The following is a 22,914-nucleotide window of genomic DNA, read 5'->3' as shown; positions in this document are numbered from 1 at the left end:
CCGAAAGAGGAACTCGAATACCGAACGGGGATGTTCGAGCATGGAGCGAGCGAGAATTCCCGAGCAGTCTAGGGGCCGGATCCGCACCCGGTGGTGTCCGGAAGTTGCCTGGCATCAATCCCCGCGGCCGGCGGCGGGGAAGATCCGGCGGGGGATATTCCGCGGGTGGCCGGGGCGCTGCCACTCGCGGGGATAGCCGACGGAGACCTCCTCGAAGCGGACGCCGTCGTACCAGGTGGTGCGCGGGATGTGCAGGTGGCCGTAGACGACGGCGGCGGCCCGGAAGCGGACGTGCCAGTCGGCGGTGAGCTCGGTGCCGCACCACTGGGCGAACTCGGGGTGGCGCAGCACCTCCGTGGGGGCGCGGACCAGCGGGAAGTGGTTGACGAGGACCGTGCGCAGGTCGGGGCCGCAGGCGGCGAGCCGCGCTTCGGTGGCGGCGACCCGGGCCCGGCACCAGGCCTCGCGGGAGGCGTAGGGGTCGGGGTGCAGCATGAACTCGTCGGAGCACACCACCCCGGCCTCGTAGGCCTGTTCCAGGGCCTGTTCGCGGGTGGCGGCGGTGGGCGTGCGGAAGCTGTAGTCGTACAGCAGGAAGAGCGGGGCCACCACGAGCGGGCCGCCGGGCCCGGACCAGACGGGGTAGGGGTCCTCCGGCGTGTGCACGCCGAAGGACCGGCAGATCTCGACGAGCCGCCGGTAGCGCGCCTCGCCGCGCAGGGGCTCGGGATCGTCCCGGACGGTCCACAGTTCGTGGTTGCCGGGCGCCCACACCACCGTGGCGTAGCGCCGGGTGAGGAGGTCGAGCACCCACCGGAGATCGTCGAACGACTCGCTCACGTCGCCGGCCACGACGAGCCAGTCGGCGGGACTGTCGGGATAGAGGTCCTCGACGATCCGGCGGTTCTCCGGGAATCCGACATGGAGGTCGCTGATACCCATGAGGTTTCCGTGCGGCATTCCGTGAGTGTGCACGGCCGGTGATCGTTTGAACACCCCTTAACCGCCCCTCAATTGACTCCGGGCGTCCGCTCTTCGGGTGCATGGCAGGGGGATGGCAATGCCGGTGCGGCCGACTGCCGGGGGACGGGCAGGCGCCGGGCGGGTGCGGCGGTGGGATGGCAGCGGCCTGGCACAGAACCGGGTCGCGCCCCGGGTCATCCGGTTGACCTGCGCCTTCGGCCCTGGGCCGGCCGGCGCGGCGGCGTGAACGTGGGAGCTGTCCGACCGGAACAGCGACCCGAGGGAACGCCGTGCTCACAAAGCTCCTGCCCGCGAACGTCGCGACCGCCGAAGCCACCACCGACCCCGCCGACGTCTTCCTCTACCCCGAGGAGGAGCACCTCGTCCGCAACGCCGTACCCAAGCGGCGTCTGGAGTTCGGCACCGTCCGGTGGTGCGCCCGCCGCGCCATGGGAGAGCTGGGGCTGCCCCCGGCTCCCGTGGTGCCGGGCCGGCGCGGTGTCCCGCAGTGGGCGCCCTCGGTCGTCGGGTCCATGACCCACTGCGCCGGCTACCGGGGGGTGGCCCTCGCCCGCTCCGCCGAGTTCGCCTCGGTGGGGGTGGACGCGGAGCCCAACGCCCCCATGCCGGAGGGCGTCCTCGACTCGATCGCGCTGCCCCGGGAGCTCGATCTGATCGCCGGACTGGAGCGGACGGCCCCCGGTGTGGCGTGGGACCGGCTGCTCTTCAGCATCAAGGAGGCCGTCTACAAGACCTGGTTCCCGCTGACGGGCCAGGAACTCGACTTCACCGACGCACTGGTGAGCGTGGACCCGGTGCGCGAGACCTTCCACGCCCGGCTGCTGCCGGATCCCGAGACCCTCTCCCCGGCCGGACCGACCGCCTTCGACGGTCGCTGGTCGGCGGAGCGGGGCGTACTGCTGAGCGCGATAGCGGTGCCGGCCGCCCGGCTTGCCGCCGCGGGCGCTCCGGTACGCGGAAGCGCTCCCCGCATCTGCCGTGCGGGGAGCGCTTCGTGAACCGCCGGACGTGGTGTCAGATCACGTCCACTGGTCGTCCTCGGGCTTGGCCCCGACGTCGGTGCCCGTGTCGGAGTCGGTCAGCGGGGCGGTGACGGCCGACTCGGCGGAGGCTCCGGACACGACCGGTCCCGTCATGACCTGAACCCCCACTGCCATTACCACACTCGCCACCGCAGTCAAGCTAATCGAGAAGACCTTAACGGAAATTGTTCTCACGACTTCCCCCAGTCGAAGATCGAGATCTGCTCATCCGTACCGCTCGCCACTTCCGGCTCTGCGGCTCGGTTGATGGGAACAGAGTGCTCGCTCTCGATCAATCCCGCCAAGGGCGGTACGTTGGCGTAAAGTTACGTGGCAGCAAATACATCAATCAGCGGGGGCTGACATGTTTGCAGGGGAGGGCTCGGATTCGGGGTTCGCCGAGCTGGACGACGTCAGTGCCGCGGCATACGGCCTGGCCGTCGAGTACGGCCGCTTCGAGCGGGAACGGATCGCCGAACAGCTGTCCCTGACGCCCGAGGAGATCGCCCGGGTGGAACAGGTACTGAGCGGGGTCCGCCTGTTACAGGCGATGCCGGGGAACCCTGCCGAACTGACCCCCGTCACGCCCGACGTCGCGGCCGCGTCCCTGGTCGCGCCCGCCGAGCGGCACATACGCGACCTCCAGCAGGCGGTCACGGACGTCCGGGCCAAGCTGCTGTCCCTGACGCCCCTGTACTTCGAGGGCCGCCGGGTGCGCAACCGGCTGGAGGCCTTCGACGTCATCACCGACGTCTCCCGCATCCAGTCCATGCTCAACCACCTGACCCAGAGCTGCCAGAGCGAGATGCTCACCGTCCAGCCCGGCGGGGCCCGCCCCGCGTACGCCCTGGCGCAGGCCCGGGAGTCCGCGCTGACGACCCTCTCGCGCGGGGTCGCGATCCGCACCATCTACCAGCACACCGCCCGCAACGACCTGCCGACCCGCAGCTACGTGCGCGAGGTCAGCGAACAGGGCGCGGAGATCCGTACCGCCGACGAGGTCATCGACCGGCTGATCATCTACGACCGGGAGGTGGCCTTCCTGCCGGAACGGTCCGCCGGCGACCGCACGCCCGGTGCGGCGATCGTGCGCGAGCCCACCCTGGTGGCCTTCCTGTGCTCGGTCTTCGAGTACCTGTGGGACGGCGCGAGCCCCTACGTGGTGGAGTCCCAACGCTCCCCCGCCTCCTCCGACGAGCTCAAGTGGTCGATCATCCGGTTGATGACCAAGGGCTACAAGGACGAGATGGTCGCCCGGCGGCTCGGCATGTCCGTGCGCACCTGCCGCCGCCACATCGCCGAGATCACCGAGGAGCTGGAGGCCACCAGCCGCTTCCAGGCCGGCTACAACGCCGCCCGGCAGGAGATGCTCGCCGGGGGGTCGGTGCCCTCCTAGGCCGGGTCCGGGGCCTCGTCGAGCGCCTCCGTGATGGCGTCCACGCAGTCCTGGTCGAGCATCGTCGTCACGTGGGCGTCCTGGAGCCGGCCGAAGCCCGCGTCGTACACCGCGGCACTGACCACGTAGCCGTCGGCGACCGGGAACGTACGGAAGATCCACTCGTCCCCGGTCCCGGCGGTGCCGTCGGGCCGCTGGACCCGTACGGCCCGGCCGTCCGGGCCGAAGCCGAACTCGGTGAAACGGAACTGCATGCCCTGGCCGATCGCCTTGCTGTAGGCCTCCTTGAGCGTCCACAGGCGTACGAGGGCGTCGTTGCGCTGCTGTTCGGGCATCCCCGACAGCAGCACCGACTCGTACGGGGTGCAGATGTGCCGGCCGAGACCGCTGCCGTGCATCTCGCGGTCGGCGCGCTCCGCGTCGACCCCGATGAGCCCGCAGGTCGTCAGACCGACGAGCAGCAGGTCGTCGGTGTGGCTGAGACTGATGTCGATCTGGTCGCAGCCGCGCAGGTACGGGCGCCCGGTCGGCCCGTAGGCCAGCTCCAGGTCGGCGGGATCGCTGTCGAGCACCGCGCTCGCCGCGTGCTTGAGGAGCATCCGGGAGGCGATGTAGCGGCCGCGCACGTCGGCGTGCGTCAGGTCCAGGTAGCGGGTCCAGTCGCGGCCGAGCAGCTCGCGCAGCCCGTCGCCGGAGGGCACCACGGGCTCCAGGTCCCTCAGCCACGCGTAGACCAGGGCGGTCCCGTGGGTGGCCAGGTCCTCCCGGACCCGGTCCCACGAGTCGCCGCCCGGTACCACGGCGACGGGCTCACCGAGCGGCGGGCCGAGCGAGGGGCTGCCCGGGGCAGTCATCCGTACTCCTTCACGAGGGTGTGGACCTCCCGGAGGCAGCGCGCCTCCAGCAGGCGGTGGACCGGTACCCGGTGGCCGGACTCCTCCAGGAGCGCCACCAGTCGGAGCAGGTTCAGCGAGTCCCAGCCCGGCAGATCGCCCAGGGCCGTGTCCGCGCCCCCGGGCACGGCGATGTCCAGGGCGAGGTCGTCGCGGACCGTCCGCAGGAACACGTCGAGGCTATCGAGGCCCATCGGGCGCCCCTCCTCCCGGGGTTTCGGTGACGCGCACGTGCGCGGGCACCTGCGGCAGCCGCGCCAGGTCGTGGCGGAAGTCCACCGCACCGTCCGCGGAGCCGCCGCCCGGGCCGGGGTGGGCCGGGGTGAAGCCGGCGGACGGGTAGAAGTCCCGCGCGCGGTGGTTGCGGGCCGTGGGCACGTACCGGGCTCCGACCGCGGACAGCCCGAGCTCCCGCGCGCGGGCCAGCAGCAGCGCGAGGCAGGCCTGTTCCACGCCGCGGCCGAGCACCCGGCAGCTGAGCCACATGCCGTCCAACCGGAGCACGTCACCGGCGACGGATCCGAGCACCGCGCCCACCAGGCCGTTGTCACCGAACCGGTCGGCGCTGCGCGCCACCAGGAGCAGCCGCCCGGGCCCGGCGGACCGCCGGGCCAGCTCGGCTTCCGTGTACCCCACACCGGTCAGGTTGAACTGGTTCGTCCGCAGGGTCAATTGGGACACGCGGGCGAATTCGTGGCGGCGGGGCGGGCCGAGCCCGACGCTCACCTCCAGGGCCCGCAGGAACTCCTCGTACGAGCCCGAACCGGCCCGCAGTGCCCCGCGCTCGCGCCTCCTGCGGTACTCGCCGGTCCTGGCGCGGTCCTCCTCGGTCAGCCGCAGGGTGTCGAACCAGCCGTCGCAGAGCAGCCGGGTCACGTGCAGCGCGGGCTCCTCGTCGAGCGCGACGACGGCGACCCCGGGTGCGCCGAACCGGACCTGGGCGCGTTCGGCCGGCGAGTCGTCGGCGAAGACCAGGGCGTCGGGGGCGAGGTCCAGGGTCCGGGCGATGCCGGCGAGGTGGGCGTCCTTGGGCTCCCAGTCGGCCCTGACCGCGGCGAAGTCCGGCTCGCGCAGGACGAGATCGGGATGCGCGGCGAGCGTCTCCCGTACGAGGTCGTCGTCGTTCTTGCTGCTGACGGCGAGCAGGACGCCCTGGGAGGCGAGCTGCTTGACGCATTGCTGGAAGGCGCCGAACGCCTCCCCGCGCAGGGTGCCGGCCGCCGCGACGCCGTCGGGGCCGTCCTCGCCGAGCACCCCGTCCCACAGCGTGCCGTCGAGGTCGAGCACGAGGCACTTGCGGACCCGGCCCCGGACCGCGCGGGCCAGGTGCCCGATCTCCCGGGCGTACGCCGCCAGGAGTCCGGCGCCGAGCCGGACCTCGGCGTACCGGGCCAGGCGCGGGTCGGTGACCGGCCCGCCCTCGCCGACCAGCGGGTCCAGGTCGATCACCACGAGCCGGTCGGCGGACTCGGTCAGCCGCAGCAGGCGGGCGTTGAACTCCCGCCACACGGCTCCCAGTCGGGCCCGGGAGCGGTGGTCGACGAGCTGGTGGCTGCGGGAGCGGGGCAGCGGGACGGTGTTGAGCACCAGGGTCCCGGGGGCCCCGGCGGCGAGGGCGGCGCACCGGCCCAGCGCCTCCTCCCCCGCCCGCTCGACGTCCTCGGGTCCCCACACCGCGGGGACCTGGGAGAAGAGCGTCTCGGCGTCCAGCAGGCACAGGGTGAGGTCCGGCGCCGCCGCCCGCAGCTCGCCGGCCGGATCGGTGAGGTCGCGCAGGTAGGTGCCGTGCTCGCCGAGCACCGCGCGCAGCAGCATCCCGTGGCGGGCCAGTTCGCCCCTGAGCGGGTCGACGACGTGGCCCACCGTGGACTGGCCGGTGACCACCACCGTCACCACCGGGGTGTGCGGGTGGTGGCCGAGCACGGCGTCGTGGTCGAGGCCGGCGAGCAGCCGGCCCGCCGCGGCGGCGTCGGCCGGCCCGCCGTCCTCGTCGGCGAGCAGCGCCGGCACCCGGTCGTAGGACTTCTCCAGCAGTCCCCGCTCGTGCAGTGCGCGCAGTTCGCGCAGCCGGTCCGGTTCCTTCGTCACGGGGGGCCTCACACCTTCTCCAGGGCGAACCCGGCTCTGATCCACCGGCTGGACTCCACGCACAGGGCCAGCGCCCGGTCCCCGGTGGCGAACTGCGGCAGCAGCCGGTCGACCTGCAGGAAGGGGAGGGCGTTGCCGGTGTTGCCGGTCTCGGAGACGCAGGAGACCTCCCGGGCGGGCCCGGCCGGCAGTCGTTCGACGACGCGGGCGGTCATCCGCTCGGACAGCTGCGGCGGCAGCAGGAAGGCGAGGTCGTCCAGGCCCCATCCGAGCCCGCCGAGCAGCTCCCAGAGGATCTCCACGGAGAGGGCGGGCACGTGCTCCTCGATCGCCTTGTAGTCCTCGGCCAGCATCCGCCGCTGCGAGTCCCGGTCGGTGGTGCCGTACCAGTCGAGGAGCTGGCCGGGCGGACGGCCGCGTCCGGTGAAGGAGTTGAGGACGGACCGTACGGCGATCCGCTCGCCCTCGGGTTCGTCCGTCAGGACGGCGGCTCCGGCCCCGTCGCCGAACAGGACGTGGTTGACCAGTTCCTCGGTGGGCATCCGGGCGGCGTCCCGCCGGGGCGACAGGAAGCGGTGGGTGACGTCGCCGCCGAGGACCAGCCCGGCCCGTCGGCCGCCGAGGACCAGGGTGCGGCCGAGGTCGAGGGCCTGCACGGCGCCGGAACAGCCGGCCTGGATCTGGTAGACGGGCAGGTGGTCGAGGCCGAGCCGGTCGGCCACCTCGCTCGCGGTGGTCGGCAGGAGCGTGTCGGGGGTCGCGGTGGCCAGCACCACGAACTCGATGTCGGCGGGGCCGAGTCCGGCGGCGTCCATGGCCCGGGCGCCGGCCTCGGCGCACAGGTCGGCGAGCGAGCCGCGGACCTCGCCGGTGACCGGGTCCCATCCGAAGTGCCGGGTCCGCGTGCCGACGAAGAGGTCGATCCACTCCTCGCCGACGCCGAGCAGCCTGCCGAGCGCGGTGTTGTCCACCGGGTCGCCGGGCAGCGCCGTACCGGTCGAGGCGAGGTAGACGGTGCCGCGGTCCCCCGCGTCCGGTCCCCGTGTCACGCCGACCTCGCCATGGCCACGTCCCCCAGGAACTCGGCCAGCGCGCCGACGGACCGCAGGGCGGGCAGCATCTGCTGCACGGACACCTCTCCGACCCGGGGCAGCCGGGCCTCCACCTGGTTCTTGAGCTGCATGATCATCACCGAGTCGAAGCCGAGGTCCTCGTAGAAGCGGGCCTGGGGCACCACGCGCTCCGGCGGATGGCCGCCGACCTCGCAGACGGCGCGCACGACCGCGTCCAGCACGGGGTCGCCGCCGGCGGCGTCCGCCCCGGCGGCCCCGCGAGGCGGCTCCGGCCGTTCGGCGGTGACGGCGGTGACGGGCGCGGCGGCCGGCCGGACCGTCTGCACGAAGGACTCCCGGTCCCAGGAGCGCCGCGCCGGGGAGAAGACGTACGGGGCCGGCGGCTCGGCGCCGCGGTGCCCGGGGGCGTACAGCTCCTCCCACAGCGGGTCGAGCCCGCCGCGGTACAGGGCCGCGAGGACCTCGGCGAGCTCCAGGCCGGTGGCTCCGGGGCCCGGGGACGGGTGCAGGTGCTCCACGCCGGGTGCGCGCCCGCCCCGGGCGGCGATCTGCAGGAGCAGCCCGCGCGGGCCGATCTCGATCAGATGGGTGGGGGCGACGTCGGCGACGAGCGCTCCCAGCGCGCCGTCCATGAGGACCGGCTCCTCGATCTGGGCGGCCCAGTAGCCTGCGTCCATGGGCTCGTCGCGCAGCACCCGCCCGTACCGGGTCGAGGCCAGCGGCACAACGGGCGGCGCGCACCGCACCGTCTCGGTGCGCAGTCCCGCGGCGGCCGGGGCCATCCGGGGCGAGTGGAAGGCGTGGGAGACGGGCAGCGGCCTGACCCCGACGCCGCGCCGGGTGAGCAGCCGCGTGATCCGCTCCAGTGCGTCCAGGGGGCCGGAGACCACGGTGTCGGCGGGGCCGTTGAGCGCCGCGGCCACCGTGCCCGGCTCGGCGGCCAGCAGGCCGGCGAGCTCGTCCGGGCCCGCGCCGGTGGCGATCATGCCGCCGCCGGCGGGGAGTCCGTCCGTGAGGGCGCCGCGCCGGACGACGAGCCGGGCCGCCTCCTCCAGGCCGAGGGCGCCCGCGGTGACGGCGGCGGCGTACTCGCCGAGGCTGTGGCCGAGGACGGCGGCCGGGGTGACGCCCAGCGAGGTGAGCGTACGGGCCAGGGCGTACCCGACGGCGAACAGGGCGGGCTGCGCGAACCGGGCCCGGTGCACCCGCTCGTCACCGCCGAGGAGGAGGTCGCGCACCGACTCCCCGAGGTGCGGGGCGAGCGCCTCGTCGGCCTCGGCGAGGTGCCGGCGGTAGAGCGGCGAGTCGTGGTGCAGGCCGGCCGTCATGCCGGGGAACTCGCTGCCCTGGCCGGTGAAGAGGAAGGCGGTGACGGGCCTGCCCCACGGACGTCCGCCGCCTGCGGCGGTGTCCTGGAGCGCCGCCCGGCGCAGGGCGTCGACGAGTGCGCCGGTGTCGCGGACCGGGACCGCGAAACGGTGGGGCAGGCCGGTCTTGACCCGGTTGCTGCCGAAGCACAGGGCGGCCGCACCGCCGGGCGGCCGCCCGGCCACCGCGTCGGCCTGCGCGGCGAGGTTGCGGCGCAGCGCCTCGGGGGTGTCGGCGCTGAGGGTGAAGACGCCGACGGCGTCGCGCGCTCCGCGCGTACGGGCCCCGTCGGCGGTGCGCGGGGTGCGGGGTGCGGAGCCGAGGACCGCGTGGGCGTTCGTGCCGCCCATGCCGAAGCTGCTGACGCCGGCGAGGCTCTCGCCCCGCGGCAGCCGCATCGGTGACTTCAGCAGCCGCAGGCCGCGCTCGCCGAGCCGCAGCCGCGGGTTCTCCCGGTCGGCGAAGAGGCTGGCGGGGACGATGCGGTGGTGCAGCGCGAGGGCGGTCTTGATGAGCCCGGCGATGCCCGCCGCGCCCTCGGTGTGGCCGAGGTTGCCCTTGACGGAGCCGATCGCGCACGGGGTCTCGCGCGGGACGCCGTGCACGGCGCCGAGCGCCGCGCACTCGATGGCGTCGCCCAGCACGGTCCCGGTGCCGTGTGCCTCCACGAACGCGACCCGGTCCGGGGTGACCCCGGCGCGCCGGTACGCGGAGTCCAGCACCCGCTGCTGCGACCAGCGGTTGGGGGCGATCACGCCGTTGCTGCGGCCGTCCTGGTTGACGGCGCTGCCGCGCAGCACGGCGTAGATCCGCTGGCCGTCCGCGAGGGCGTCCGCCAGCCGGCGCAGCACGACCAGGCCCACTCCGTCGCTGCGGCCGATCCCGTCGGCGTCCGCGCTGAAGGGCTTGCAGCGTCCGTCTGCGGCGGCCAGGCCGAGCTGTCCGTAGACCATGCCCAGCGACGGCGAGAGCACGATGTTGGCCCCGCCGGCCAGGGCGGTGTCGCACTCCCCGGTCAGCAGGGAGCCCGCCGCGAGGTGGACGGCGACCAGGGACGACGAGCAGGCCGTGTCGACGGCGAGGCTCGGTCCGGTGAAGTTGAAGTGGTAGGAGATCCGGTTGGCCGCCATGCCGGCGCTGCTGCCGGAGCCGAGCAGCGGCGTGACGCGGGCGAGGTCGCTCATCGTGAGGCGGCCCCACTCGCCGCCCATCAGCCCGACGAACACGCCGGTCTCGGTGCCGGCGAGGTCGCCGGGGGCCCTGCCGGAGTCCTCCAGGGCGCGCCAGGCGCACGGCAGCAGCAGCCGGTGGTGCGGGTCCATGGCGGCGGCCTCGCGGGGGGTGACCGAGAAGAAGTCGCTGTCGAAGACATCGGCGTCGTCGATGAAACCCCCGCTGTCGCTGACGGCGGGGAAGTCCCGGGCCTCCCAGCGCTGCGCCGGGACCGGGGCGATGCCGTCCCCGCCGCGCATGAGGAGGTCCCAGTACGCCCGCACGCCCGCCGCCCCGGGGAACGTGCAGTCGATCCCGACGATGGCGACGTCCCCCATCAGTGCCGGTCCCGCGCGTGGGCCGGGGCGGTGGGGAGCACCGCCGTCAGGTGGCCGACGAGGCTCTCCACGGTGGGGTGGTCCCAGAGCAGCGTCGGTTCCACCTCCAGGCCGAACTCGTCCTCGAGGTCGCCGCACAGGCTCAGCGCCGCCACCGAGTCCATGCCGTACTCGGCGAAGGGCACGGTGGGGTCGATCGTCTCGGGGGCGCGCCGCAGGTACAGCGAGAGCCGGGCGTACAGCCACTCGTGCGGCAGGACGCCGCCGGCGGCGGCGGGCGGGCCGGTGTGAACGGTCATCGTGGGGCTCCTTCGGTGCGTACGGCGCATCCGCCGGCCGGCCGGGGCTGCCGGTCAGCCGGGGATGGGAGTGGAGTAGAGGTCGTAGCTGATCTGGGTGCTGAAACGGAGCTGGACCTCGTGCCGGATCCGTGTCTCGCACTCCGCCGGCAGGTCGGCGACGCGCGTGCCCAGCCGGCGGGCGATGCGGTGCAGTGCGGCGGCCGCCCAGGAGGGGTCGGCGAGGAACGGGTCGGGGCCGTGCCGGGCCCGGTCCCACAGGCCGAGCACGGCGGCGGCGGCGAGCAGCAGCGCGTACCGGTCCATGAGGGCGAATTCCGCGGGCCTGGCGGTGGCCTGTGCGCGGGCCGCCTCCAGCGCCAGCACACGGCGGCGTACGTCGCGGAACTCCCCGACGAGCTGCTGGGCGAGGGTGCGCAGGGCCAGCTCGACGGGGCCGTGGCCGTCGATGCCGGCGGTGACGGCGAGCAGGGTCGCGCTGAGGGAGTCCCGCCCGCAGGCGAGGCTGAGCCGTTCGGTCCGCAGCGGCGGCAGGTCGCCGTGGAGCCGGAACAGGCCGGCGGGCGCCTCGTCCTCGACGAACCAGGAGGACCGTGCCAGGCGCGGCATCTGCGGGATGACCGTGGCCTGGCAGGCGACGGTCCCGGCGTGGCCGAGGCTGAGCACCGGCACGTCCCTGACGTGTTTCTGGAAGATGCCCAGGGTGCCCTCACGGGTGTAGAAGCCCGAGCCGAGCACGATGGACAGGTCGTACATGGTCTCGGTCAGCACGCGGGGCAGCAGGTACTTGAGCGCCGCCGAGTAGACGCTGGTCTCGGCGGGCAGCAGGTGCAGGGCGCGGGTGGCGACGACGGCGAGGGCGTCGTAGAGCAGCAGGTTGACGAAGGCGTTGGTGAGCGCCGCCCCGGTACGGCCGCCGTCGCGGCCGCCCCCGCCGGCCTGCCAGCCGCCGGAGCGCTCCCGGTCGAAGCGGACGGCGGTGCGCAGGCTGGTGTCGAGGGCCGCGACGGCCGTCGCGGCGATCACGGTGCGGCTGATCTGGAACGAGCGCAGGGCGGTCCGGATGCCGCTGCCCTCGGGACCCAGCAGGGCCGATCCGGGCACCGGGCAGTCGTCGAACTCCACCCCGGCGAACCGGCAGCCGCGCAGCCCGACGGGGGTCGGGCGGGGCGTCACCGCCGCCCGTGCGCCGGTGAGCTGTCCGGGCTCCAGCAGGAGCACCGAGTGGCTGCCGCTGCCCGGGGCGGGGTCGGTGCGGCAGAACAGCACCAGTGCCCCGGCCCGCTGCAGGTTGTTGACCATCGGCTTGCCGCCGCTGATCAGGTAGCCGCCGCCGGTGCGGCGGGCGGTGACCTGGCTGCGCACGAAGTCGTTGCTGTGGGCGGTCTCGTGCTGGGCGATGGCGGCCTTGCCGCCGGCGCGCAGCAGCCCGGCGAGCCAGTGGCGCTGCCGGGAACTGCCCGCGGCCCAGACGTCGGAGGCCGCCATGAAGGTGGTCATGCCGTGGCCCATGGCCAGTCCCACGTCCCGGCGGAAGACCGGGCGCATGATCCTGACCAGGGTGTCCATCCCGTCCAGCCGCCCGCCGAGGGCGCGCGGCACGTACTCCTCGGCGATCCGGAAGTCGTCGAGCAGCGCCTCGCCGGCGGCGAAGGGCACCGCGGCCCGGTCGGCCTCCAGCAGGGCGGTGTAGCCGACCGGGTTGCCGGGGTCGGTGGGGTCGCCGAACCGGGCCTCCAGTTCGGCCACCCGGGCGCGGACGGCCTCCTCGCGGGGCGGTGCGGCCGCCGGGTCCTCCAGGAGCCGCGTCACCACCGTCTTCCTCCGTCGGCTCCTTCCGGACGCAGCAGGTCCTCGCCGAACAGGACGTCCTCCGGGCGCGCCAGGGCCCGTACGTCCGGGGTCAGCACCTCGTAGTCGCCGCGGAGTCCGCCGTCGAGGAAGAGCTCCCGCATGAGGGTGCGCCGGACCTTGCCGCTGCTGGTGCGGCGTACGGTGCCGGGGCCCACGAGGAGCACGTTGCCGGCCGGGATCTCGAACTCCTTGCCGATCAGGGCCTGGATCCGCTGGGCGACGGTCCGCAGTCCGTCGCCGCCCGCCCCGCGGACCTCCTGGACGAGGACGAGCTGTTCGCCCCCGGCGTCGACCGAGAACGCGGCGCCGGCGCCGAAGGTCAGCGCGGGGCTGACCGTGCGGGCGGCCCATTCGACGTCCTGGGGGTAGACGTTGCGGCCGTTGACGATGACGACTTCCTTGAGCCGGCCGGTGACGAACAGCTCGCCGTCCTCCAGCATGCCCAGGTCGCCCGTGCGCAGGAAGTCGCCCTCCTCGCCGTCGAGGCCGGCGCGGAAGGTGTGGGCGGTCTCGGTGGGGCGGCGCCAGTAGCCGCGGGCCACGCCGTCGCCGCGCAGCCAGATCTCGCCCACGGCGCCGGCCGGGAGTTCGTGGTGGGTCAGCGGGTCGACGACGCGGACCTCCACGTCGACGGGGCTGCCGCAGCCGATCAGGGTCCGCACGCGCCCGCCGGCCGCCGGTCGGAGCACCTGGTCGCGTTCCAGGGCGGTCCGGTCGAAGTCCTTCCGGACGTGCGGGGAGCCGGGGACGCCGCCGGAGACGACGAGGGTGGCCTCGGCCAGCCCGTAGCAGGGGTAGAGGGCCTCGGGCCGGAAGCCGGCGGGGGCGAAGCGCCGGGCGAACTCGTCGAGGCTCTCGGGGCGTACGGGTTCGGCGCCGTTGAGGGCCAGGCGCCAGCGGGAGAGGTCCAGTGCGGCGATCTGCTCGTCCTTGATCCGGCGTGCGCACAGGTCGTAGCTGAAGTTGGGGCCGCCGCCCACGGTGACGCCGTGGCGGTCGACGGCCTGGAGCCAGCGCAGCGGGTGCTTGACGAAGGACAGCGGGCTGACCTGGACGCAGTGGGTGCCGAGCCAGACCGGGTGCAGCAGGTGGGCGACCAGGCCCATGTCGTGGAAGTGGGGCAGCCAGCTGCCGAAGCGGTCCTCGCGGGTGGTGCGCAGCACCTTCTGCAGGGCGGCCTGGTTGGCGAGGAGGTTGCGGTGCGAGACCGTCACGCCGCGCGGTTCGCTGACGGAGCCCGAGGTGTACTGGAGGAACACCAGGTCGTCGGGGCGGGCGGGGACGGGCTGCCAGGCCTCGGCGTCGCCCACCCCGGGCGCGTCGGCGACCAGGCAGGCCGTGTCGGGGCGGGAGTTGCGGGCGAGCCACAGGGCGACCTCGGGCGCGGCGGCCGTCTCGGTCAGCACGAGGGTGGCGCCGGTGTCCGCCAGCACGGCGGTGGTGCGGCCCAGGCGCTTGTCCCGGCCGGCCTCGCCCGGCATCGGTACGGGTACGGCGACGGCTCCGGCGTAGAGGCAGCCGGCGAAGGCCTTGAGGAACTCGACGGTGGAGGAGTGGACGAGCAGCACGGGCCGGCCGGCGACGTCGTACTCCTGGAGGGCGGCGGCGATCCGTCTCGCCTCGCGGTCCAGCGTCCCGTAGGTGAGGTGCTCGGCCTCCACCCCGCCGGCCGTCTCGCGCAGGAGGACGTGGACGTCCTCGTCGGCGAGTTCGGCCGCCCTGGCCCGGAGGAGTTCGGTGAAGGTGGCGAAGCGTGGCTCTGACATCCGCGGCGTCCCCCCGGGTCTGCGGGCCCGTGGAGTGGCGGACCTCGATTCCCCGGATCATGCGTGCGCCGCCTTAAGGGGCGCTTGCGCCCGCCCGGCGGTGCGGCGGGCGGGGCGCGCGGGGCGCCCGACCCCTATTCCGGTCAGGGGGGTGGTCGCTGTTCTCCGCGTGCGCCGCCGGTGCCTTCAATGGCAGGCACTGTCCAGGGCCGCCGTGGGCGCGCCCCGACGGCCGAGGAAACGGGTGGAGCATGACAGTTGGCGATGTCGGTGTCCGAGTGGCCGAACTAGGAGCGATCAAGGAGTCCGTCGAGCTGGGACCGGCGCCCGGTGCCTCCGAGGCGCAGCACGCCCGCGGCAAGCTGACCGTGCGCGAACGGCTGGACCTGCTCTTCGATCCGGGTACGTTCCGCGAGATCGAGCAGTTGCGGCGGCACCGGGCGACGGGCTTCGGCCTGGAGGACCGCAGGCCGCACACGGACGGTGTGGTGACGGGCTGGGGCAAGGTCGGGGGCCGGCGCGTGTTCGTGTACGCGCACGACTTCCGGATCTTCGGCGGTTCGCTCGGCGAGGCGCACGCGCAGAAGATCCACAAGGTGATGGACCTCGCGCTGGCGGCGGGCGCCCCGCTGGTGTCGCTCAGCGACGGCGCGGGCGCCCGGATCCAGGAGGGGGTCACCGCGCTCGCCGGCTACGGCGGCATCTTCCGCCGCAACGTGGCGGCGTCCGGGGTGATCCCGCAGATCAGCGTGATGCTCGGGCCGTGCGCGGGCGGGGCGGCGTACTCCCCCGCCCTGACGGACTACGTGTTCATGGTGCGCGACATCGCGCAGATGTACATCACCGGCCCCGACGTGGTGCAGGCGGTGACGGGCGAGCGGATCAGCCACGACGACCTCGGCGGCGCGCAGGTCCACTCCTCGGTGTCCGGCGCGAGCGCCTTCCTGTACGACACCGAGGAGGAGTGCCTCGAAGAGGTGCGGCACCTGCTGTCGCTGCTGCCGGCCAACAACCGCGAGCTGCCCCCCTCGGTGGTCGCCTCCGATCCGGCCCACCGGCGCACGGCGGCGCTGTCCGAGCTGGTGCCGGCCGACCCGGCCCGCTCGTACGACATGCGCGCCGTGATCGAGGAGATCGTCGACGACGGCGACCTGTTCGAGGTGCACGCCCACTGGGCGACCAACATCATCTGCGGGCTGGCCCGGCTCGACGGCCACGTGGTGGGCGTCGTCGCGAACCAGCCCGCCTCGCTCGCCGGGGTGCTGGACATCAGCGCCTCGGAGAAGGCCGCCCGGTTCGTGCAGACCTGCGACGCCTTCAGCATCCCGCTGGTGACGCTGGTGGACGTACCGGGCTTCCTGCCGGGCAGCGGCCAGGAGCACAGCGGTGTCATCCGGCACGGCGCGAAGCTCCTGTACGCGTACTGCGCGGCCACCGTGCCCCGGGTGCAGGTGATCCTGCGCAAGGCGTACGGCGGCGCCTACATCGTGATGGACTCCCGCTCGATCGGCGCGGACCTGTCCTTCGCGTGGCCCACCAACGAGATCGCCGTCATGGGCGCCGAGGGCGCGGCGAACGTGGTCTTCCGCCGCGAGATCGCCGCCTCGGACGACCCGGAGGCGGCGCGGGCGCAGCGCGTGAAGCAGTACCGCCAGGAACTCATGCACCCCTACTACGCCGCCGAACGCGGCCTGGTGGACGACGTCATCGACCCGGCCGGGACCCGGCAGGTGCTGGTGGACGCGCTGGAGGTGCTGCGGGCCAAGCACGTGGCGCTGCCCGAACGCAAGCACGGCAACCCGCCGTTCTGATGGACGCGCGGACCGAACCACCGTTGAGGATCGTGCGCGGCGCCCCCGACCGCACGGAGCTGGCGGCCGTCCTCCTCGCGCTGCTCGCCCTCGCCCGGCAGCCGGACGACGACGCCGGCCGGGCCGCCGCTCCCCCGCCGCGGGCCCCTTGGCGTCCGCCGCACGGCTGGCGGCCGCCCGGCTCCTGGACCGCCCCCTGAACGGGGCGGGCCCCCACCGAAAGGAAACCGACCGACGATGACCCCCACGACCACGGCCGCCCCCGCCCTGCCGGCGACCGGTGCCTGGCTGCGGCGCTTCCACCCCGCCGACGACGCCCCCGTACGGCTGTTCTGCTTCCCGCACGCGGGCGGCGCGGCGAGCTACTACTTCCCGATGTCCCGGGCCCTGTCCCCGGACGCCGACGTGGTGCCCGTCCAGTACCCCGGCCGCCAGGACCGCCGCGGCGAGCGCTGCGTCGAGGACCTGATGGAGCTGGCGGACCTGGTCACCCGGGAGCTGCTGCCCTGGTGCGACCGGCCGGTGGCGCTGTTCGGGCACAGCCTGGGTGCGTCCCTGGCCTTCGAGGTGGCACTGCGGCTGCGGGAGGCCGGGAAGCCGGATCCCGTGGCCCTGTTCGCCTCGGGCCGCCGGGCCCCCTCGCACCACCGCGAGAACCAGACGGTCCACCTCGCTCCCGACGAGCGGCTGCTGGCCGAGATACGGGCCCTGAGCGGAACGGACCCGGCGGTCCTGGCCGACGACGAGCTGCTGCGGTCGGTGCTCCCGGCGATCCGCGGCGACTACAAGGCCGCCGAGACCTACCGCTACCGTCCGGGCCCCGCCCTGACCTGCCCGATCACGGTCCTCACCGGGGACGCGGACCCGGCGGTGACGGCCGAGGAGGCCGCGGGCTGGGCCGACCACACCGAGGGTCCCTTCGCGCTGCACCGCTTCACCGGCGGCCACTTCTACCTCGGCCCGCACGCCGCCGAGGTGAACGACCTGGTCCGGCGGCACCTGCCGTGAGGCCGTCCGTCCCCACCGCCGTTCGGACGGTGGGGGCGCACGCCTCGGCGCGTTGCGGCGCACGCGGGCGTGAAACCCGATCGGCTTTGGGGCGTTAGGGAAGGTGGGCCGCCGTTCGCCCGTGGTGCACGCGAGAGTACGAGGAGCACGATGACAGTCCCCAGGCCCGCCGGACGCGGCCGGATGAAACTGGCGGCCCGCTGCCGGGTGGCCACCGAGGCCCCCGCCTTCGGCATGGTCGTCTTCTGCGTGATCCTGCTCAACGCCGCGCTGATGGGGGTCGAGACGTACAGCGGGCTGGCCGCCGAGTACCAGCGGCTCCTGCGGACCGCCGAGCAGTGCTGCCTGGCCCTGTTCACGCTGGAGATGCTGCTGCGCATCGGCGCCTTCGCGGACCGGCCGAAAGCATTCTTCCGCGATCCGTGGAACCTCTTCGACCTCGCGGTCGTCGCCTCCGCCTTCGTCCCGTTCGTCCGCGAGAACACCACCCTGCTGCGGCTGCTGCGGCTGGCCCGGGTGCTGCGCACGGCCCGTTTCCTCCCGCACCTGCGCATCCTGCTGATCGCGGTCGGCCGCAGCCTGCCGGGCACCGCCAACTTCCTGTTCGTCGGCGGACTGGTCCTGTACGTGTACGCCATGGTCGGCTGGGTCTGCTTCGCCGAGTCGGACCCCGGACACTACGGCTCGGTGGGCCGCGCGATGCTCACGCTGTTCCTGCTGACCACCCTGGACGGCCTGACCGACGCCGTCCGCGCGGGACTGCAGATCTCCCGCCTCAGCATCCTCTACTACGCCTCCTACGCGCTGCTCGCCTCCTTCGTGCTGGTCAACGTCCTCATCGGGGTGGTCCTCAACTCCCTCGACGAGGCGCGCGAGATCGAGGACGCGGCCGACCGGGACCGCAAGCAGCCGGGCCCGCCGCCGGCCGCGGGCCCCGACGCGGACGTCCGGGACCGCATCGCGACGGCCCGGCGCGCCCTGGACGAGATCGAGGCGAGCCTGCCCGCCCAGGACGGCCGCTCCCCACGCCGCCTGGAGGCCTCCCACACCGGCTCCTGACCGGGCCCGGACCCGCTCAGTCCCCGTCCCCTGCGAGCAGGCTGATCTCCCACGAGCCGTCGGGGTGTCCGCGGACGTCCCAGCGCTCCGGCTCATCGCGGAAGGGCACCCCGCCCGGGGGGAAGGTGACGTCCTCGAACCGGACCTGGCCCTGGAACGACGCGTCGTCGAAGGTGGCGGGGCCGCCGAAGACCGTACCGGTGGCCAGCAGCCCCCGCTCCCACCTGGTGCGGGTGAACACCGCGGCCCCGGCGAACTGGGCCTCGCTCAGTCCGAGCACCTCACGGAAGGCCGCGCGCGTGAAGTCGGCCGTCCCCTCGACACGGATCCCGTTCAGATCCACGACGTCCTCGAACACCGTCCGGGTGAAGTCGAGTCGGCGCCCGAAGGTGGCGTTCGTGAAGCCCACGGCGTCACGGAAGACCGCCCGGCAGAAAGAGGCCTCTTCATGGAACTCGCTGCGGTCGAAGGCGGCGAAACGCTCGAACACGGCGCTGTCGAAGACCGCCCGCCCCGAGAAGGCGGCTCTGTTGAACAGCGCCTGCCCGGAGAACATGGTGCGGCGGAAGGAAGCACCTCCCGTGAACGACGTCTCCTCGTTCCAGGAGTCGACGAAACGAGCGCGGTCGAAGGAGGCGGGGCCCATCCGGGCCTCTCCTCCGCCCCGCACTGCGGCGAAGACCTGCCGCAGCAGGCCCTCGGAGAAGGTGGTTCCCCGGAGGTCCACCGGTGCCTCCGGGCGGAGCGTCGCGAGGTAGGCGACCCGTTCCTCGCTCGCCGCATGGGCCAAGCACCGCCGGCACCCGGGAAGCCGGATTCCGATGCACTGCGACCGTTCATCGCCCTGCAGCGTATGGAATCCGCAGGTCGGCCAGTCGATCTCGCGGCCCGGGAGCTCGCCAGCCTCCGCCAGCGCATTCCCCAGCTGGTCGGGGTCACCCGCACACATCCAGCCCTCCCCCGGGAGGCCCAGGGGTGCAAGGGAGTACAGCCCCGTCGGCCCCAACTGCTCACGGAGCTCCTCGTACACGGTGTGGGAAACGCCCAGGACGAGGGGGCCCGAGGGGCGTCGGTTCCGATCGACGACCCCGAGATGGCGGACGACCCGGACGGCTTCGGACATCACCGGCCCGCCCCTGCCCGGTACGCCCGCCTCCGCAGGCCCCATGGCCAGGCCCACTTCGAGGGAGGGATGGCCGCCGGCCATCCTCCGGGCCGCGAACAGGGCCATGGTCCTGGGCAACGCGGCCAGCAGCCGGCCGACGCTGCCGAGGGCCCCCGGAGCGTCCAGTTGAAGGAGCACCGGGGCGAGCGAGTCGCCATGGGTCAGGCGCCCGGTGACGTCCGCGTCCCCCATGAGCTGCGCCATCAGGTCCCTCAGTTGATCGTGCGCCGAACTCCCGACCGGGTAGATCCCGTCGTCCCCGGGGCGCACCGCGAGGCACACCACGGTGTCCTGCGGCGGGACGGCAGCCGACCCGTGTTCGGCCATCACCACCCGGAAGCCGGGCTGTTCCAGCAGGGCGCGGCCCGACAGGAACACCATGCGGTCCGGCCAGACGCCGTGGACGACGCCGATCAGCGCGCCGTCCCGGGACACCGGGGCGCCGCGGTAGTGGGTCCAGGCCTCCGGCTCCGCGGAGAGCAGCACCAGCTCCCCGTTGCGGGCTCCCTCGTACGGGACCACCTCGCCCGTCAGGGCGACGGGTTCGCCCTGGTCGGTGCGGCCGTCGACCCGCACACGGGCGAAGTGGTGGTCCGCGGTCAGCCAGGGCAGCGGCTCCCCGCACACGGCCGGGTCCGCCAGGTCCTCATCGGCCAGCAGCAGCGACACCCTGGGCAGAGCGTCGTCCCACCACACCGGCCGGCACGGGACCTCGCGGTCGCCGGCCCGTGCCCAGGCGACGGTGCTCCAGGCCGGCGGGGCGTCCCCGACCGTGAGGACCAGCCGCGGTGTGAGCAGGACGCCGACCTCCTGCGGCTCCGGCATGGGCTCGTGGCGGACCCGGACGACCCGGTCCGTGAGGCCGGGGTCCTGCGGTGGGCGGGCGGCGAAGGGCTGGGCGCCCTCGGCGACGCCCCGGCGGCCCTCCCGCCCGTCGGTGACGCGGGTCGCGGAGAAGTCCGGCCCGGTACCCCGGCTGCGGGACATGTACTCCCACACGCGGCGGCGGACCAGCTCCCGTACGGCGGCCACGTCCCCGCGCAGCTGCGAGCCGAGCAGGGCCTCGCGCACGCCCGGCAGGAACGCGAACTCCACGTCCTCGGCGTCCCGTTCGTGGTCCCAGGGCGCGAACAGCCCGCCGAGGGCGACCTCCGCGAGGTGGCCGTGCTCGGAGTCGCGCAGCAGGGAGCGCCGGACGAGGTTCATGACCGGCAGGGTCAGCGGTACGGCGGCCAGGTGCGCCGCGAGCTGCTGGGCGGTCGGGGAGGCGCTCGCGCGGAAGCGTTCGACCACCTCCAGCGGGCTGAGCGTCCCGGCCGGCGGTGCCTCGCGCCCCCGCGCCGCCGCCGGGTCCGGTCCCGCGTCCGGGTCCGGGCCCGCGTCCAGCCGCAGGCAGGCCAGGCGCCGCCAGCGGCCGTCCCCGGAGACCACCCGTACCAGCCGGGCCAGGCTGCCCGGGGAGACGCCGACCACGGGGACGACGTCGGGGGCGCGCCGGCGGCCGGCGCGGGAGCGGCGGGCGGTCGCCGCCCGCTGCCAGGAGCGGGTGGCGGCCGCGGGCCGGTCCGCGCGGACGGCGAAGGGGACGGGGTGGACGGCGCCGCGCGTCCAGAGCCGTTCGGGCAGGACGTTCAGCACGGCGACGGCGTTGTGCGCGCACCAGTGCCGCAGCACGCCCTGCACGGAGGCCTCGCGCCAGCCGCCGGCCAAGGTGTCGGAGAGGACGAGGATCAGCCTGCGGCCGGCGGGGTCGGCCAGTTCCAGCGGGTTGCGCGGGGCACCGGACCGGCCGCAGGTGAGCATCGGGGTGGCGCCCGGGCCGGTGCCCGTCAGCCGCCAGGTGCGTACGTCGCGGAAGACCCCGCTGCGGGTCAGCACGCGGCGCAGTTCGTCCACGAGGTCCGCCCAGAGCAGCATCGAGTGGTGCGTGTCCACGACCAGGGCCAGGTCCAGCCAGCGGCTCTCGGCCGGCCGCAGGACGGGGGTCGGCACCATTCGCTCGATGCTGCGCTCGACGGTGAGCTGCTCGTCCAGTTCCTCCCCGGGGCCGCCGATGGAGCGCCGGCCGACGGGGCGCAGGGCGCGCATCAGGGCGAGCGGGTCGTCGAGGGAGGCGGCGCGGGGCAGCCGCAGGGGCGAGCCCCGGCGGCCGGCGCCGTCGTCGGCCGGTTTCCCGGCCGGGCCGGGTACGGAGGCGGGGAAGATCCGGACGGCGGGCCGCCCGTCGGCCGGGCCGTCGGGAACGGCCGGGGCCTCGGGGCCCGGCGGGTCGGCGGCCGGTGGGGGCAGGCCCGCGAAGTCGCCGGGCGTCACCGCGGGCGCGCCGGGCCCGGCGGGATCCACCCGGGCGGCCAGCCACAGGATGTCGGCGATCTCCTCCGCCCCGACGCCGGGACGCGGGCCCGCGTCCTCGGCGCCGTCGGCCAGGGCGGCGAGCAGTTCCTCGATCACGCCGTGGGCCCGGTCAGGTGCTGCATGACGGTCTTGAGGAAGCGGTCGCGGTCGCCGGGGGCGGACCAGGCTCCGGCGAGGCGCAGCTGGATGGCGTTGAGGAGCTGGTCGGTGGCGAGGTCCCCGTCCCCGGCGCGGTCGATGAAGTCCCGGACGAGTTCCTGGTACTCCCCGCCGGCCTCGACGTCGATGCCGAGCCGGCGGCGCACGATGAGGGCGAGCTTCTCCTCGCCGGGCGGCTCCAGGTGCAGGCGGACGCAGCGGCGCAGGAAGGCGGGCGGGAAGTCGCGTTCTCCGTTGCTGGTGAGGATGACGACGGGGAAGTACCGGCACTGCACGCGGCCCTGCGGGATGCGCACGGCGGCGTCCGGGTCGTCGTCGGTGCCGATGGCGACGGTGGGGTCCTCCTGGGCGAGGCGGGCCAGCTCGGGGATGACGAAGCCGCCGTCCTCGAAGACGGTCAGGAGGTCGCCGGGGAGGTCGATGTCGCTCTTGTCGATCTCGTCGACGAGCAGGACGCGGGGCCGGTCCTGCGGCAGCAGGGCGGTGCCGAGCGGCCCGAGGCGCAGGTAGCGGGAGATCGACGGCGCGGGGGCGGGCTCGGCTTCGGACGCCGGGGTGGCCGCGCCGTGGGCCGCAGTGGCCGCGCCGTGGGCCGGGAGCGCGGCCGCCGGTCCCACCGGGCCCGCGGGCCTGCGCAGTTGCTCCAGGCCGGCCTCCTGGAGGCGGCCGATGGCGTCGTACAGGTAGAGGCCGTCGCGCAGGACCGTCCGGCTGGTGATGGGCCAGTGCAGGACGGGCCCCAGGTCCAGGTCCGAGGCGATGCTGTAGGCGAGGGTGGACTTCCCGACGCCGGGCTTCCCGGTGATCAGCAGCGGCCTGCGCAGGTGCAGGGCCGTGTTGACGACGTCCTTCTCCTGCTCGTCGGGGACGTAGCCCTCGCCGCGCCGCCGGGTGCGCTCCCAGGCCGGGCCCTCGCACCCGGGGGGCGCGTACCCGGGGTCGGGGACGCCGGTGAAGTCCCGCCAGGGCGGCGGGGATCCGGATTCCAGGCGGGCGCGCCGGTCCGCGCCCTCGCCGGTCCCGTGGTACAGCCACCAGTCCTTCACCACTGCCTCTGCCTCCAT

17 protein-coding genes are annotated in these 22,914 nt (G+C 74.4%); 6 read left to right on the top strand and 11 right to left on the bottom strand.

Translation table 11 applies throughout. From position 1 onward, the window contains the following. Positions 1-114 precede the first annotated feature (114 nt). On the bottom strand, positions 115-942 hold the full coding sequence (locus AB0O53_RS27805; RefSeq protein ID WP_350992550.1) for a metallophosphoesterase family protein: 828 nt from the start codon (positions 940-942) through the stop codon (positions 115-117). Between the two features lie 311 nt (positions 943-1,253). Between AB0O53_RS27805 and AB0O53_RS27800 the strand changes: the two genes are divergently transcribed. Then, positions 1,254-1,982, top strand: coding sequence for a 4'-phosphopantetheinyl transferase family protein (locus AB0O53_RS27800; RefSeq protein ID WP_350992552.1), 729 nt, complete (start codon positions 1,254-1,256; stop codon positions 1,980-1,982). A 388-nt stretch (positions 1,983-2,370) separates the two neighbouring features. Beyond that, positions 2,371-3,402: a LuxR C-terminal-related transcriptional regulator gene (locus AB0O53_RS27795; protein WP_350992554.1), complete on the top strand. Its 1,032-nt coding sequence runs from the start codon at positions 2,371-2,373 to the stop codon at positions 3,400-3,402. Here the strand turns inward: AB0O53_RS27795 and AB0O53_RS27790 are convergent. Genes AB0O53_RS27790 through AB0O53_RS27755 form a run of 8 tightly spaced genes read right to left on the bottom strand, consistent with a single transcriptional unit; the run spans position 3,399 to position 14,293 of the window. Next, a complete protein-coding gene (locus tag AB0O53_RS27790) occupies positions 3,399-4,256 on the bottom strand; it encodes a 4'-phosphopantetheinyl transferase family protein (RefSeq protein ID WP_350992556.1) in 858 nt (285 codons plus the stop codon). The two genes, AB0O53_RS27795 and AB0O53_RS27790, sit on opposite strands and share 4 nt — an antisense overlap. Beyond that, positions 4,253-4,489, bottom strand: a complete 237-nt coding sequence (locus tag AB0O53_RS27785; protein WP_350992558.1) for a hypothetical protein — start codon at positions 4,487-4,489, stop codon at positions 4,253-4,255. The genes AB0O53_RS27790 and AB0O53_RS27785 overlap by 4 nt, the downstream gene beginning before the upstream one ends. Next, positions 4,476-6,383 (bottom strand): HAD-IIIC family phosphatase, encoded by a 1,908-nt coding sequence (locus AB0O53_RS27780; RefSeq protein WP_365199113.1) that lies wholly within the window; start codon positions 6,381-6,383, stop codon positions 4,476-4,478. Before AB0O53_RS27780 ends, AB0O53_RS27785 begins: the two co-directional genes overlap by 14 nt. A gap of 8 nt (positions 6,384-6,391) precedes the next feature. Beyond that, complete coding sequence (locus AB0O53_RS27775) at positions 6,392-7,432, bottom strand: 3-oxoacyl-ACP synthase III family protein (protein WP_365199110.1); 1,041 nt, start codon at positions 7,430-7,432, stop codon at positions 6,392-6,394. After that, entirely contained in the window at positions 7,429-10,374 is a 2,946-nt protein-coding gene (locus tag AB0O53_RS27770; protein WP_365199108.1) for a type I polyketide synthase, read from the bottom strand. The genes AB0O53_RS27775 and AB0O53_RS27770 overlap by 4 nt, the downstream gene beginning before the upstream one ends. After that, positions 10,374-10,673 carry an acyl carrier protein gene (locus tag AB0O53_RS27765; RefSeq protein WP_350992565.1) on the bottom strand — a complete coding sequence of 100 codons (300 nt, stop codon included), beginning with the start codon at positions 10,671-10,673 and terminating at the stop codon, positions 10,374-10,376. Before AB0O53_RS27765 ends, AB0O53_RS27770 begins: the two co-directional genes overlap by 1 nt. 54 nt (positions 10,674-10,727) lie before the next feature. After that, positions 10,728-12,488 carry an acyl-CoA dehydrogenase family protein gene (locus AB0O53_RS27760; RefSeq protein ID WP_365199105.1) on the bottom strand — a complete coding sequence of 587 codons (1,761 nt, stop codon included), beginning with the start codon at positions 12,486-12,488 and terminating at the stop codon, positions 10,728-10,730. Beyond that, positions 12,482-14,293 carry a fatty acyl-AMP ligase gene (locus tag AB0O53_RS27755; protein ID WP_365199102.1) on the bottom strand — a complete coding sequence of 604 codons (1,812 nt, stop codon included), beginning with the start codon at positions 14,291-14,293 and terminating at the stop codon, positions 12,482-12,484. The genes AB0O53_RS27760 and AB0O53_RS27755 overlap by 7 nt, the downstream gene beginning before the upstream one ends. Before the next feature lie 251 nt (positions 14,294-14,544). On the opposite strand from AB0O53_RS27755, the gene AB0O53_RS27750 reads away from it, so the two are divergent. The 4 genes from AB0O53_RS27750 (at position 14,545) to AB0O53_RS27735 (ending at position 18,171) form a co-directional block, all read left to right on the top strand. Further along, on the top strand, positions 14,545-16,104 hold the full coding sequence (locus AB0O53_RS27750; protein WP_365199099.1) for an acyl-CoA carboxylase subunit beta: 1,560 nt from the start codon (positions 14,545-14,547) through the stop codon (positions 16,102-16,104). Positions 16,105-16,127: 23 nt separating this feature from the next. Beyond that, positions 16,128-16,304, top strand: a complete 177-nt coding sequence (locus AB0O53_RS27745; protein WP_350992573.1) for a hypothetical protein — start codon at positions 16,128-16,130, stop codon at positions 16,302-16,304. Between the two features lie 37 nt (positions 16,305-16,341). Continuing rightward, the gene (locus AB0O53_RS27740) at positions 16,342-17,112 is read left to right on the top strand and encodes a thioesterase II family protein (RefSeq protein WP_350992575.1); all 771 of its coding nucleotides are present in this window, start codon (positions 16,342-16,344) and stop codon (positions 17,110-17,112) included. 150 nt (positions 17,113-17,262) lie between these two features. After that, positions 17,263-18,171, top strand: coding sequence for an ion transporter (locus AB0O53_RS27735; protein ID WP_365199096.1), 909 nt, complete (start codon positions 17,263-17,265; stop codon positions 18,169-18,171). Positions 18,172-18,187: 16 nt separating this feature from the next. Here AB0O53_RS27735 and AB0O53_RS27730 read toward each other — a convergent pair whose 3' ends face one another. Further along, positions 18,188-21,787 carry an SAV_2336 N-terminal domain-related protein gene (locus AB0O53_RS27730; protein ID WP_365199093.1) on the bottom strand — a complete coding sequence of 1,200 codons (3,600 nt, stop codon included), beginning with the start codon at positions 21,785-21,787 and terminating at the stop codon, positions 18,188-18,190. Continuing rightward, complete coding sequence (locus tag AB0O53_RS27725) at positions 21,784-22,914, bottom strand: AAA family ATPase (protein ID WP_350992580.1); 1,131 nt, start codon at positions 22,912-22,914, stop codon at positions 21,784-21,786. The genes AB0O53_RS27730 and AB0O53_RS27725 overlap by 4 nt, the downstream gene beginning before the upstream one ends.

Origin of the sequence: Streptomyces erythrochromogenes (genome assembly GCF_040684695.1) — a bacterium.
GTDB classification, from domain to species: domain Bacteria; phylum Actinomycetota; class Actinomycetes; order Streptomycetales; family Streptomycetaceae; genus Streptomyces; species Streptomyces erythrochromogenes_C.
The sequence above is the reverse complement of the archived record's forward strand: the minus strand, read 5'-3'. Positions and strand labels throughout refer to the sequence as shown.